Raw genomic sequence first — 11,897 nt, forward strand, 5'->3', positions numbered from 1 at the left:
TGGATAAATGGGCGGCTTATGTCACGGGTCAAACCTAAAATATGGGGTGAATAACCCCATTATCTGTGGATAACTTTCTCTCTCTTGTCTCTCATTCTTTCTCAATAAGATTCATCACGTATCACATCAGAAATTATATGATAAAATATTGTTTTCTATAAATAAAATACCTTCAAAAATGAACCAAAATGTGGTTAATAAATAGTTGTGATTTGTTACCATTTTTTGATAGAAAGGATTTTAGAATGACAGAAAATGATATTCTTTTGACAGACCGTGAAAGTGCAAAATTGCTTCATATGAGTGTTTCAACATTCCGGCGTCATGTTACCAATGGCTCTCTCCCAAAACCTTTAAAATTTGGTTTTTTATCACGTTGGTTACAATCGGATCTTTTGAATGTCATCGAGCAAGCAAAACAGCAACGTCAAACTGACGCGGCATAAAAAAACCTTGTCACGTAAGGACGGACAAGGCTTTCTCAAACTCATCAACCTAGAGCTTTATTTGGTGTAAATTCAAAGCTTTCTCTGCTGAAGCAAGACTTAAGGTTCGCATTCAAGTTGTTCTGAATGTTTTTTACAATAAGGGCTATTTAAGCGTCTCTCAACACTTCGCTGAGGCATGACAGCACCAGGACGACAAATCGGAAGATTTTCTTCTTTAAAAGTATAACACCATCCCCCTTCATGTTCATCTTTATAGTGGAATCCTGATTGAATCATGCAAGCATGGACTGTTGCCTGTGCATTAATACTCTGCTCTCTGCTTTCTGAATCCTCATCATAAGGCGTTGGCATTCCACATTCTAATAAAGCTTTTCCTATCTCAGTAAAATCTGCTCCTGGCTTCTCCCACATATACATATACCCTGGAGCAGGCTTAAAAAAATTACACCCAGCTATACTTAACAGGATTATCCCGCTTAATAATCTTAAAATGTGTTTCATTTTTTGCTCCATGAATTAATTGAATCAATTTGTATCCGGTGAGATGAACCATAATCATGTCTACATGCTCGATCCGCATTTGCATAACAAACATGAGGACTTGGATAATCAAATAGTACTTTCTTTGCCTCTTTAACTGCGTTACTACCAAGGGGACTCTTGTCAAAAGTAGCGGGATTTTTGCCAAACACAACACCAACAAAATCATCTGCATGGTTTTCCAAGCCGACAGTGGTTTTCTTTCCATCCCTTAAGATATATAACGTATCTGCCATGTCTTGAGTATTATAAGCTGGACCAAAAAAATTAACCGTTGTTTCCTTTGCTATACCGTGAACACCATGCTTTACTAAATCATGTGATCCATTTCCTGCTGTTATGGTACCACGACTATGGGCATCATCATGCAATCCTGTATTGCCATAAAGATACATTGTATCCTGGAATTTCTTGGTTGAATTGGTCAATCCAAAAAAATCTACCTTCCAGAAACTTCTGAAAAATCGCTATCCCTACTTCCACTTCCCAGTCTTCAGCTTCTGGGAAGTATGTAAAATAAAGGGGACCATGATCATTGTCAGCAAACTGGACAGTATAACGCGCAGCATCATCTGGTGAGGTAAAAATACCATTGTAAAACATATGAACCTTGCCATCAGAACCTTTTTGTAAATGTTTTTCTTCTTCTGGTGTTAAATAGTGATACAGAGGTATTTTTCTTCCATAGCTGTCTTTTATATAGTTTCCATTTTTATCTGTTGCATAGAGGACATTGCCATTTTCATCATGCTCAACCTCACCCTCAGGATGCTCTTTGAGATATGCGAATTCACGTATTTTGTCCCAGTATCCCAATCCTTCATCCGATAAATCATTGATCATATCTACGCGATTATGCACTGCTCCCTCAAGCGGTGCGACATCTAGCTGTCCTACTGCTTGGTGGGCTGTAGCGGTGTTGCGGTTGAGTGCATCAATGATTTGTCCAGCATCTTGCCCCATCGCCCTCTGTCCAGTTGTATCAGTAAGGATGATAGTCCCATCGCTGATCGCAGATTTGGTTTCCCCTTCTGCTCCATCCTTGGCTTTGCCGTGATTTAAAACATTCTTGGCAATGTTCTTTATCGTGTCATTCCCAGAAATGCTAAACCCATGGCTGCTGGCTTTAGCATGCGCACTGTTGGTGATATCACTGGTGCTAATGCTTCCTGTGGTCAGGCTGTTTTTGTCCGCTGAGGCTGTGCTAGCAATAATGCCTCCGGTTAGGGTCGTTTTGTCTTTAACAATGATATTAAAGCCGACATCACCCGCTTTGATGCCTGATTGCTCCACAACACTATGATAATCGCTAGAGGATTTATCCTTTTGGAAAGAGGCACTCATGGAGCCCCCACCTATTTACTAAGGAAATTAAACGTGTGTAACATCAAACATATCATCATACAGTCTGCTAAAGATGAGAGCTTTGTTTTTTACCATTGGCTATGAAAGAAAATCCTTTGAGGACTATTTCAATCAACTTATCAAAAATAATATTAAACTTTTGTATGATATTCGTAAAAATCCAATAAGCAGAAAATACGGATTTTCAAAAAGACAATTAGAGAAAGTTGTAAACAACATTGATATTGAATATATGGCATATGCCTGAACTTGGAATCGCCTCTGAAAAACGAAGAAATTTGAAAACACAAAAGATTATGATCGCCTTTTTGAAGATTATCAAAATACAACTCTCAAGGATAATTCTTGTGCAATAAACAAATTATATCAAATTTTTTTAACAAAAAGCGCGTTGCAATCACCTGTTTTGAAGCCAATGTATGCATGTGTCATAGAGGACAACTCGCATTAGCTCTCATTCCATTGCCTGATTGGAAATATGAAATTAAGCACATCTAAAAAATAAATTTGCATATTTTTTTAAAATGGGAGTGCCCATATGCCTCCCAGCCCCCTACCCATTCCTAACAACTTTTAAGTGATGCATGATTCACGCTACGGGTGAATTCTGCGCAAATCAAGGAAAAGAAATATGAACTGACCGATGAAACAATTGAGGTTGGTGGATACATTACACTTTACCGCATCCGTGCTTTGAGAGACTTTGGAGATGTAAAGGCAGGTGATCTTGGCGCTTTTACACAAAAAGAAGACAATCTAAGTCATGATGGCAATTGCTGGATAAGTGATGATGCAAAAGTCTATGGTTATGCCAAGGTTTTTGGGGATGCACATGTTTACGGTGGCACATTTATTAGTGGAAAAGCTAAAATTTATGGAAATACTAAAATTTATGACAGTCCATTGATTTCCATCAGAGCAAATATACGCTGGCTATTAAACAAGCGCAAAATGGCATCTCCAAGAAAATAAACAGACTTACAAAAGGCTCTTTCGATTGGTTATTGCATCAGTATTTACAAAGCATGCAATGGCATAATCAATTAGAATCTACTAAAAAAATTAAATATCGAATTCTGAATAATGTTTCTAAACATATCGGTGATCGTGCATATAAAAGCATAAACAAACAACACATTCTTGAAGCCGTAGATAGAAGGCGAGAGACCCCCGCGGCGGTAAAACATTTTTTGACCTCTTTAAACAGTCTCTTTAATTGGGCGGTTGATAATGATCTTTTGAATAGAAATCCTGCTTTTAATTAAAAGCACCAAAATCTTTAAACAGTGGGGGATTACTGCCATGGCTAGAAGAGGACATAGACAAATATTATCACCGTTGGTCACATGGTACACATGAACGCGTCTGGATTGATGTTCTTCTTTATACAGGCTTGCGTCGTGGTGATGCCGTTCGTATCGGCTGGAAAGATATCACAACAGATAATATTATTCATTTAAAAACAGAAAAGAGCCAATTTAAAACAGATGTTTTTCTTCCTATTTTATCAGAACTAGAGGAAACCCTTAAAATTGGTCCCATAGGTGATGAAACATTCATTTGTGGTAAAGGTGGAAATAAGCTTGTCAAAGAAAGTTTTGGCAACCTCTTTCATGAAGCATGTAATGCGGCGGGTATTAAAAAATCAGCGCACCGATTGCGAAAATTAGCAGCAAAACGTGCTGCCAATGCTGGTGCTACGGTTTCACAAATGAAAGCGCTTTTTGGCTGGACAGAAGATAAAATGGCATCCCTTTGTACCAGAACAGCCGATAGAAAACGACTTGCAATAGAAGCAATCAAAAAGCTACAAAAAAGTTAGAGCAATGGGCAGCAGCTAAAAAAACAAACAAAAGCACCATCAAAATTATTAACGAAATCAAAGCGGCGTTTGAGGTGTATCAGAAACAAGAAGAGAAATAGGTGGTTGTGCCTGTTGCTTTGTTTGCCATAAATTATAGTTTGTTTGCATATCCAACCAAAATTTTGCTTTACTAAAACCAGCTAATTCTAATTTAATAGCAAGCTCGGTACTTATAGAAGCATGTCCGTTAATCACTCTTGATAAAGAAGCTCTTGTCATATGGAGATGATCAGCTAATTTTTGTATTGTTATCCCCATTTCTTCTAAGAAAGCTACTTTCAGAACTTCACCCGGATGTGCGGGGTTATGCATCATTTTTTTTCATTCCTCTCATCAATGGTAATCTTGATAATCAACAAGCTCCACATCTGTTCCTATAAAGCGAAAAGTAACACGCCAATTTCCATTCATCCATATAGAATAGTACCCTGTAAGTTCACCTTTAAGAGGGTGTATTTTAAAGGCAGGCGCTCTCAACATTTCAGGCGTAGTAGCACTTGTTAAAGCCGTTAAGATAACGCGTAATTTTTTACGTGATCTGGTCAAATAGCTTTTGTGGAACCTGTTGTATAAAATAATTTTAAGCCCTTATGTTTAAAACTCACAATTGCCATATACTGCCCCTTGTCGTATATCATTGCTATACGGTTAATAACAATAAGAGTCAAGCCCATGTTAGAAATATCTGATTATATATCTGGAAAAAATGGATGGGAATAAGTGATAAAAAAGCTTCAAAAAGGTTAGGGATAGACACCCAAAAAAACATAACAGAATCAATGATTATAAAATCCCTTACTCTTGTAATAAATTATTGATTTTAATTGCCTTTTTTACACTCTTTTAGTGGTGCAAAACTATAACGATGTAATCCTATAACTGGTCCATATTTATCAAGAGCTGTACGATGCGCTAGCGTTGCATAACCTACATGCTTCTCTAAACCATACCCTTTATAAACTTGTCCTGCACATTCCATCATCCGGTCACGCGTTACTTTTGCAATAATAGATGCGGCTGCAATGGAAACCGAACGCTGATCACCCTTAATCAACGCCATTGCAGGACAGGACAACTCAGAAGGAATATCACGCCCATCAACAAGGACATAGTGGACTGGAATGGCTAATCCTATAATACAGCGACGCATTGCTTCTAAAGTTGCTTTTCTAATATTGGATTGATCAATTGTACGAGCACAAAGACTGGCAACTGAAACCGCTAATGCACTTTGCAAAATTTCATGATAAAGTCTATTTCGTTGGAGAAAAGAAAGTTTTTTTGAATCATTTAACCCATTAGGAATACGATCTTTATCCAAGATAACTGCTGCTGTTACCACAGGTCCAGCGAGAGGCCCCCGTCCTACTTCATCAACACCTGCTATATGAAAAAAACCCTGTTTTTGCAAATACAATTCGCACGAAAAATTTGGTTGTAGCGGAAAATTAAACATCTTTGATAAATCACAAATACAACAAACATACATCTATTTCTGTAAACTGATCATTTTTTGCAAGCATTACAGTTTTAAATGGCTCTTCAAACATTCCGCGAATTCTTGCACAAAAAATAAAAAAACACATTTCTTTGGTTACCCTCTTTTATTATGTATAATAAAATCATGATGAAATAAAAGCTTTTATATTTATTTATCAAATAGTTCCTAAAGTCATGATAGGTTTTATAAACCAATTTGGGTGCATTGATTTGATAAAAAGAGCTGCTTGTTGCGCCGTTTGTTTATTTTTAAAAATGCCAAAGCAAGTTGCTCCCGTTCCAGACATACGGGAAAAAAGAGCCCCACATTCATCTAATATAGATAACACTTCAGCTAACTGAGGTGCTATTTTTAATGCAGGAGAAAAAAGATCATTACGCGTTTCTTGTAAAACTTCAACTAATGAATCAACACTCTTTAAAGCGTCTGTATTAATTTTTAAAGAAGGATTATGACGCTTCTCTAACGCTTTAAAAACAGCTTGTGTTGAAATCTCTTGTCCATGATTAACCAATACCATTGCTAATGAACAAGCTTCTTTTAGTCGTATCATCTCTTGACCAATCCCTTTAACCAAAAGCGGCTGCTGATACTTTAATGCACAAAGGCACATGGGAACATCAGCACCAAGAACTAAGCTCATTTTTGCTAATTCTTCGTAAGAGCAATCAAGATTCCACTGCCGACGCAACATGCTGATAACCCCAGCTGCATCACCTGAGCCACCACCAATGCCTGAAGCAACAGGTAATGTTTTTACAAGCCGAAAAAAAGCAGGTTGAGCACATTCCGGAAAAGTCTTATGCATAAAGTCCCGTGCGCGAATAACCAAATTGTCTAAATGAGAAACAAGCCCTTTTGCAAACGGCCCCGTCAAAACAAACTGATTATTTTCACAAGGTGCATAGTGTAGACAATCACCGCTAAGACTAAAATAAACCAAACTTTCTATTAAATGATACCCATCAGCACGTTGCCCCACAACATGTAGAGCTAAATTCAATTTAATAGGTGTAAATAAATAGGAATGTCTTTGGAACGAAGTTTGTACATTTGATATCATATGACGTAATATTCACTTACATAGGGTTCTTTTAAAAATTCCCCCCTTTTACCCATACTTTTAGCACGAGCCCTATAAACAGCTTGGAATATTCTTAATCGTTTTCTAAAAAAACAATAAATATAAAGAGTTCTCATACAAAATAAACGACATGTTCTCATTCATATCATTTCAAGCCTTTTTTCTTCTAGCATCTGTTTTTAGATAAAAATCTCTCTGGCTTGAATGATCCTTTCCATCACAAACCATAACGCTGCCAAAGCGCTCGCTCTTCTGCTGCCATCAATGCACTATCAACGACTGTATAAACCGTATGTGCCGTCACTCCTGAAGGCGTTTTAGGTCCTAAAAAACTTTTTGGAGGCATAATAAGTCGAAGTTTTGCATCATTACCAAAGCGCTCCTTAATAACAGAACGTACATCATTCAATCCATCAACCAGACCAAGCTCAACGCTTTGTTTTCCACTCCAAAACATTCCTGTAAAGAGATTCGAATCATCTGATAATTTTTCAGCACGCCGTTCTTTAACCAAATCGATAAAAGTTTGATGCACTTCAAGTTGGAGAGATTTCAAATGCTCAATATCCGCCTTTTTTTCTGGCTGAAATGGATCTAATGTAACTTTGTTCTTTCCTGCTGTGTATACACGCCGTTCGATACCAATTTTCTTCAAAAGTTCCGGAAAACCAAAGGAAGCTGAAACCACTCCAATGGAACCAACAATTGAAGAAGGATCTGCAAAAATTTCATCCCCTGCACAAGCAATCATATAACCACCAGATGCTGCAATATCTTCAATAAACACAAGAACCTTTTTATTTTTTTCTTCTGCCAAGTCACGAATGCGCTTGAAGATAAAACGCGATTGTACAGGTGAACCACCAGGAGAATTAATAATAAGTGCAACAGCCGGTGACTTTTTGTGTGCGAAAGCCTTCTCTAAAAGATTTGCACACCTACTGAGGGAAAGGGTACGAGATATAGATGCTGATGAATCCATAATTGCTCCTTGAAGGCGCACCACAGGAATTTCAAGTTTATCGGAAGAAAAACGGCGTGGAATAAAACTTTTAATAAAATCCATCAAAACAAAATCTCCTTATAAATTAAGAACAATTAAATAGGCAAGGACAACAAAAAGGAACAACGCTATAATATCCAAAAGCGCCAATCAATCCCCACATTACAACCAGAAATATAACTTCACCCAAAAGCTAAACCTCCCTAATGACAAAGTGTAGACTTTAAATAATAAACTAAAAAACACAAGATACTATTAGAAAAGTTCCCACAAGCTTATATATCCATTATTAATTGCATCAACTCGAGGTGAAAAAGTATGGTCATTACCTTCATGTATAACCAATGCCGGTAAAATAGATAAAGCTGCTCTGCTTCCTCGTTTTGCGTAAAATAAAAGACGAATTGCTGCTGTTTTCGCACGGGCATGCACAGGAATTATACAAATACCACCAAAACGCCCTTCTAAAGCACGCAAGATATCTGTCAGCGATTGTGGACGTGCAATGAGCCCTAAGTATCCACCTGGCTTAACAATAGCTGCTGCACTCCGCAACCAGTTATCAAACATTGCTTCAGACATAACATGTGCTTCAGATTTTTGTTTATCAGGTGTCTTACGATCGGTGGGATTATTAAAAGGTGGATTCATAATCGCAAAATCAAAGCTATTATCTATCAAACCTGCTTTTATACGGGCATTCCCTTTGAAGGTAACATCTGCTTCTAGCAAACAAATTCGGCTAGCAAATTGTTTATTTTGTTTTAGCATAAGCGTTTTTTGAGCGTAAGATACCATAAAAGCTGAACGTTCAACTAAGGTAACATGAACTTTCAGACAACGCGAAGCAACAGCCAACCCTGCAGCTCCAGCACCTGCGCCTAAATCAACAACCTTGCCCTTTAAATTACTTGGAACCAAACTAGCCAATAACATCGCATCCATTCCAGAACGATGACCATATTTATGGGGTTGAACCAAATAAAATTTTCCGCGGTGAAAACTGTCAATTGTTTCACCACTCTGATTCGTTGTTTTATCCATTTAAAAGCCTAATGTTCACCTTTATAAACTGCATTTTTGCCATTCAGCTGCTATTTTAAATTTTTTTATTATTTCATAACAACAAGATTACACTCGCTAAAGAACATTTCTTGCCAATAACATTCCAAGCTTACACTTCAAAGCGCCATCAAAAGCTTGAGTCAAAACCAAACCCCCTTTATGCTAGTAAATAAAGTAAATTTTATATATGTCCATTGCAATACTCTAGGAGTAAACACATTGAGCGCAGCTATCAAACCAGAACAAATAAGAAATAATCAAATTTCTCTTCAATCTCTTGTCAATCTTACTCAAAAAGATATGGAGCGTGTAAATCAATTTATTCTCTCTATGGCAAAATCAGAGGTTGAGATGATCCCTGAAATTTCTAACCATCTTATTTCATCAGGTGGAAAGCGATTACGCCCAATGATTACGCTCGCTTCTGCTCATATGTTCGGTTATCAAAGTGACGGACATATAAAACTCGCAACAGCTGTTGAATTTATGCATACAGCAACATTACTACACGATGATGTGATTGATGAAAGTAATTTGCGACGTGGAAAATCCACGGCACGGATGATTTGGGGGAATCAAGCAAGCGTACTTGTTGGTGATTTCCTGTTGGGTCAGGCTTTTAAAATGATGGTCGATGTCGGTTCCATAGAAGCGCTCTCTGTCCTAGCGAACGCTGCTGCAATTATTGCTGAAGGAGAAGTCATGCAACTTTCTGCTGCAAAAAATATCAAAACCAGCCCTTCAGACTATCTCAAAATCATCAATGCCAAAACAGCCGCACTTTTTTCAGCAGCCGCTGAAGTAGGACCGATTGTTGCTGGCTATGGACATAAAGAGCGTTCTTCATTACGTGAATATGGAACATCTTTAGGTTTAGCTTTCCAATTGATTGATGATGCACTTGACTATAGCGGTAGTGCTCAAAGCTTAGGAAAAAATATAGGGGATGATTTTAGAGAAGGAAAAATAACAATGCCTGTTATTATCGCATATGAACGTGGAAATATAGTAGAAAAAAATTTCTGGAAACAAGCACTTGAAGATGGCAATAACAATAATGAAGCCTTCGCATACGCGCAACACTTAATAGAAAAGTATGATAGTATCACAGATACAATAGAACAAGCACGCATCTACGGAAAACATGCAATTGATGCTCTTGTTCCCATGAACGAAAATCTTGCTTACAATGCTCTCGTTGAGACTGTTGAATTTTGTATTGCGCGCGTAAACTGAATTCTTTGCAAGAATCGCAGTATTTCTCAATAAAGTAATGAGATATGATCTATAAACAACACCATCGATTGATTATCTTGAAAAGGATTAGCTCCATGTGCTCTGCAACGGTATCCCGAATTTTTACCCTCTTTATCGTGGGTATCATGCTGATGCCATTCCCCACCTACAGTAAAATAAGCACCGCAATTCATACAAGCTCATTTACAGGTGCTTATTTAGCTGGAAGGGTTGCAAATCATGAAAATAAAACAGAACTTGCTATCAATTACTTTAAACAAGCACTCATTTATCAACCTGATAACATTGAAACACAAAAAGAGCTCCTTGAAGCTATGCTCTCGGTCGGAAACTTTAAAGAAGCTGTCCAACAAGCCCAAAAACTCAAAGAGCAAGATGTTATAACTCCCTTTGTTTCCTTAACTTTGTCAGTAGAAAGTCTCATCAAAAAAGACTATAAGAATGCCAATTTTCTTCTACAATCAAAAGAACCTCCGAAATCCAATAATCCAATACCTGAACTCATCGGTGCTTGGATTAAATTTGGATCTGGACAAAAATCTCAAGCAATCACTGATCTTAAGAAACTCAAAGGTCCTGTCTGGTATGACCTTTTTATATCTTATCATCTAGCACTTATGAGCGACCTTGCAGAACAGCCAAAGGATGCAAAAAAATATTTCATTAAAGCACTTAGTAACAAACAGGGGACTCTTATCGCTCCTAATACTTATGAGCGTATTATCATAGCCTATGCCTCATTCCAATTGCGCCATAATATGCGTAACCAAGCTCTTCAAACAATCCAACATGGTGAACAAATGTTGTCAGGTCGAGAAGTCCTTAAAAACTTTCGAGAAAAAATTGAAAAAAATTCTTTCTTAGAGAGAGTTATTAAAACACCTCAACAAGGAGCCGCCGAGGTATTATATAATTTTGGAACAGCCCTCAACCACAAAAACTCAGGGCGAATTGCACGTATTTTTAAGCAATTATCTTTCGCCTTATACCCTCAAAATGACGCAACACTGTTTCAGCTCGCACACATTTCTGCTAAATTGAACGATCCACATCAAGCAATTAAACTTTATCGCGCTTTATCCCCTAAATCTCCTTATTATAAAGATGGACAACTTCATCTTGCATTCCTTCTTGCCAATAACAACAATTACAAAGAAGCAATAAAATTACTCACATTGTTAAATAAAAAATTTCCCAATGATCGTAATATTTTGATAACGCTCGTTGCTTTTTATATGCAGGACAATAAATTTCTTGAGGCCATTAAAACTCTAGACTACGCTATTACAAAGATAAAAAACTTTCAGCAGGACGATTGGAAACTCTTTTATCAGCGTGGTATTGCTTTTGAACGTTTAAAGCAATGGTCAAAAGCAGAACTTGACTTGCGAAAATCACTTGAATTTTTCCCAAATCAACCGCAGGTTCTTAATTATTTAGCCTATTCCCTTGTGGAACGTGGTGAGAAGCTTGAAGAATCGCTCCGTATGCTACAAAAAGCCTCTGCTTTACAAGCTCACAACAGCCATATTCTCGATTCTTTAGGGTGGGCTTATTATAAACTAAAAGAATATAATAAAGCAGTGCAAATATTAGAAAATGCTGTCAGATTACAACCTGAGGACCCAACACTGAATGATCATTTAGGGGATGCCTATTGGAAAGTTGGGCGTAAACGTGAAGCAATCTTTCAATGGAACCACGCAATTGACGGAAAACCAGAAAATTCTGAACAAATTCAAGAAAAGTTGAAATTTGGTTTGCAATAA

Annotated in this window: 13 protein-coding genes and 2 pseudogenes; 6 read left to right on the forward strand and 9 right to left on the reverse strand. The window is 37.4% G+C overall.

What is annotated here, in order from left to right; translation table 11 throughout:
- Positions 1 to 245 precede the first annotated feature (245 nt).
- The gene (locus ACFINZ_RS05380; RefSeq protein ID WP_375684827.1) at positions 246 to 446 is read left to right on the forward strand and encodes a helix-turn-helix transcriptional regulator; all 201 of its coding nucleotides are present in this window, start codon (positions 246 to 248) and stop codon (positions 444 to 446) included.
- A gap of 99 nt (positions 447 to 545) precedes the next feature.
- Here the strand turns inward: ACFINZ_RS05380 and ACFINZ_RS05385 are convergent, their stop codons facing one another.
- From ACFINZ_RS05385 to ACFINZ_RS05395, 3 genes are read right to left on the reverse strand one after another with little or no spacing between them, the layout of a single operon-like run.
- The gene (locus ACFINZ_RS05385; RefSeq protein ID WP_375701214.1) at positions 546 to 950 is read right to left on the reverse strand and encodes a hypothetical protein; all 405 of its coding nucleotides are present in this window, start codon (positions 948 to 950) and stop codon (positions 546 to 548) included.
- Positions 947 to 1,360 (reverse strand): hypothetical protein, encoded by a 414-nt coding sequence (locus ACFINZ_RS05390; RefSeq protein ID WP_375701215.1) that lies wholly within the window; start codon positions 1,358 to 1,360, stop codon positions 947 to 949. Before ACFINZ_RS05390 ends, ACFINZ_RS05385 begins: the two co-directional genes overlap by 4 nt.
- Positions 1,353 to 2,333: a hypothetical protein gene (locus tag ACFINZ_RS05395; RefSeq protein ID WP_375701216.1), complete on the reverse strand. Its 981-nt coding sequence runs from the start codon at positions 2,331 to 2,333 to the stop codon at positions 1,353 to 1,355. Before ACFINZ_RS05395 ends, ACFINZ_RS05390 begins: the two co-directional genes overlap by 8 nt.
- A gap of 73 nt (positions 2,334 to 2,406) precedes the next feature.
- On the opposite strand from ACFINZ_RS05395, the gene ACFINZ_RS05400 reads away from it, so the two are divergent.
- The 3 genes and pseudogenes from ACFINZ_RS05400 to ACFINZ_RS05410 all read left to right on the forward strand — a co-directional run.
- Positions 2,407 to 2,601, forward strand: a complete 195-nt coding sequence (locus ACFINZ_RS05400; protein WP_375634695.1) for a DUF488 family protein — start codon at positions 2,407 to 2,409, stop codon at positions 2,599 to 2,601.
- Between the two features lie 353 nt (positions 2,602 to 2,954).
- Positions 2,955 to 3,326 carry a hypothetical protein gene (locus ACFINZ_RS05405; protein WP_375633559.1) on the forward strand — a complete coding sequence of 124 codons (372 nt, stop codon included), beginning with the start codon at positions 2,955 to 2,957 and terminating at the stop codon, positions 3,324 to 3,326.
- Positions 3,278 to 4,176 (forward strand): annotated as a pseudogene (locus ACFINZ_RS05410) (tyrosine-type recombinase/integrase); the annotation flags it as partial. The gene ACFINZ_RS05405 and the pseudogene ACFINZ_RS05410, both read left to right, overlap by 49 nt.
- A 57-nt stretch (positions 4,177 to 4,233) precedes the next feature.
- Here the strand turns inward: ACFINZ_RS05410 and ACFINZ_RS05415 are convergent.
- From ACFINZ_RS05415 to ACFINZ_RS05440, 6 genes and pseudogenes are all read right to left on the reverse strand, one after another.
- Positions 4,234 to 4,533 carry a HigA family addiction module antitoxin gene (locus tag ACFINZ_RS05415; RefSeq protein WP_375618459.1) on the reverse strand — a complete coding sequence of 100 codons (300 nt, stop codon included), beginning with the start codon at positions 4,531 to 4,533 and terminating at the stop codon, positions 4,234 to 4,236.
- Positions 4,534 to 4,551: 18 nt separating this feature from the next.
- Positions 4,552 to 4,832: pseudogene (locus ACFINZ_RS05420) on the reverse strand (type II toxin-antitoxin system RelE/ParE family toxin).
- A gap of 206 nt (positions 4,833 to 5,038) precedes the next feature.
- Positions 5,039 to 5,707 (reverse strand): ribonuclease HII, encoded by a 669-nt coding sequence (locus ACFINZ_RS05425; protein ID WP_375633558.1) that lies wholly within the window; start codon positions 5,705 to 5,707, stop codon positions 5,039 to 5,041.
- A 166-nt stretch (positions 5,708 to 5,873) separates the two neighbouring features.
- Positions 5,874 to 6,782 carry a 4-(cytidine 5'-diphospho)-2-C-methyl-D-erythritol kinase gene (locus ACFINZ_RS05430; RefSeq protein ID WP_375634696.1) on the reverse strand — a complete coding sequence of 303 codons (909 nt, stop codon included), beginning with the start codon at positions 6,780 to 6,782 and terminating at the stop codon, positions 5,874 to 5,876.
- Positions 6,783 to 7,020: 238 nt separating this feature from the next.
- Positions 7,021 to 7,869 carry a S49 family peptidase gene (locus ACFINZ_RS05435; protein ID WP_012754808.1) on the reverse strand — a complete coding sequence of 283 codons (849 nt, stop codon included), beginning with the start codon at positions 7,867 to 7,869 and terminating at the stop codon, positions 7,021 to 7,023.
- Between the two features lie 192 nt (positions 7,870 to 8,061).
- Entirely contained in the window at positions 8,062 to 8,850 is a 789-nt protein-coding gene (locus ACFINZ_RS05440; RefSeq protein WP_375633556.1) for a tRNA1(Val) (adenine(37)-N6)-methyltransferase, read from the reverse strand.
- Positions 8,851 to 9,030: 180 nt separating this feature from the next.
- Here ACFINZ_RS05440 and ACFINZ_RS05445 point away from each other — a divergent pair, with 180 nt between their 5' ends.
- Entirely contained in the window at positions 9,031 to 10,107 is a 1,077-nt protein-coding gene (locus ACFINZ_RS05445) for a polyprenyl synthetase family protein (RefSeq protein ID WP_273787893.1), read from the forward strand.
- Positions 10,108 to 10,202: 95 nt separating this feature from the next.
- Positions 10,203 to 11,897, forward strand: a complete 1,695-nt coding sequence (locus ACFINZ_RS05450; RefSeq protein WP_375701217.1) for a tetratricopeptide repeat protein — start codon at positions 10,203 to 10,205, stop codon at positions 11,895 to 11,897.

This window comes from Bartonella sp. AA81SXKL (assembly GCF_042196945.1).
In the GTDB taxonomy this organism is placed as follows: domain Bacteria; phylum Pseudomonadota; class Alphaproteobacteria; order Rhizobiales; family Rhizobiaceae; genus Bartonella.

Excerpts from the sequence above, each read along its gene's own strand:
- ACFINZ_RS05450 (WP_375701217.1), top strand. The coding sequence starts at position 10,203 with ATGTGCTCTGCAACGGTATCCCGAATTTTTACCCTCTTTATCGTGGGT.
- ACFINZ_RS05415 (WP_375618459.1), bottom strand. The coding sequence starts at position 4,533 with ATGATGCATAACCCCGCACATCCGGGTGAAGTTCTGAAAGTAGCTTTC.
- ACFINZ_RS05385 (WP_375701214.1), bottom strand. The coding sequence starts at position 950 with ATGAAACACATTTTAAGATTATTAAGCGGGATAATCCTGTTAAGTATA.
- ACFINZ_RS05445 (WP_273787893.1), top strand. The coding sequence starts at position 9,031 with ATGCTAGTAAATAAAGTAAATTTTATATATGTCCATTGCAATACTCTA.
- ACFINZ_RS05425 (WP_375633558.1), bottom strand. The coding sequence starts at position 5,707 with ATGTATGTTTGTTGTATTTGTGATTTATCAAAGATGTTTAATTTTCCG.
- ACFINZ_RS05430 (WP_375634696.1), bottom strand. The coding sequence starts at position 6,782 with ATGATATCAAATGTACAAACTTCGTTCCAAAGACATTCCTATTTATTT.
- ACFINZ_RS05380 (WP_375684827.1), top strand. The coding sequence starts at position 246 with ATGACAGAAAATGATATTCTTTTGACAGACCGTGAAAGTGCAAAATTG.
- ACFINZ_RS05435 (WP_012754808.1), bottom strand. The coding sequence starts at position 7,869 with ATGGATTTTATTAAAAGTTTTATTCCACGCCGTTTTTCTTCCGATAAA.
- ACFINZ_RS05400 (WP_375634695.1), top strand. The coding sequence starts at position 2,407 with ATGAGAGCTTTGTTTTTTACCATTGGCTATGAAAGAAAATCCTTTGAG.
- ACFINZ_RS05440 (WP_375633556.1), bottom strand. The coding sequence starts at position 8,850 with ATGGATAAAACAACGAATCAGAGTGGTGAAACAATTGACAGTTTTCAC.
- ACFINZ_RS05395 (WP_375701216.1), bottom strand. The coding sequence starts at position 2,333 with ATGAGTGCCTCTTTCCAAAAGGATAAATCCTCTAGCGATTATCATAGT.